Source organism: Bowmanella dokdonensis, assembly GCF_017254865.1.
Taxonomy (GTDB): domain Bacteria; phylum Pseudomonadota; class Gammaproteobacteria; order Enterobacterales; family Alteromonadaceae; genus Bowmanella; species Bowmanella dokdonensis.
Genome location: NZ_JAFKCV010000352.1, coordinates 1 through 292 on the forward strand (window position 1 = coordinate 1; position 292 = coordinate 292).

General features: G+C 49.0%; 1 pseudogene. It reads right to left on the reverse strand.

Annotated elements, in window-relative coordinates:
- Positions 1 to 93 precede the first annotated feature (93 nt).
- Positions 94 to 292 (reverse strand): annotated as a pseudogene (locus J0A66_RS22910) (nucleoid occlusion factor SlmA); the annotation flags it as partial.

Below are 292 nucleotides of genomic sequence, written 5' to 3' on the forward strand. Positions count from 1 at the left end.
TGCGACCTAGTTGGAATGAAGGGGACTTTTTCGGTAACACCTTCGGGCAATAAAAAAAGGGGCATCGCCCCTTTTTCAATTCAAATACAATGACTAGACGAAGAAGCGTCCTTTCAGCAATTGCCATTGCTCGGCAAAGCCCTCGGTAGGGCGACGGGTAAACTCACTGCGGATAAACTGATTGATGCGGCCATCGGCAAAGCAAATCAGAATATTGGCGATCAGTCCTTCGTCGGCAATCATCGGCTTGCCTTCGCGTAGCTTGCGCTCTCGCAATACTTGCCTTAATTGT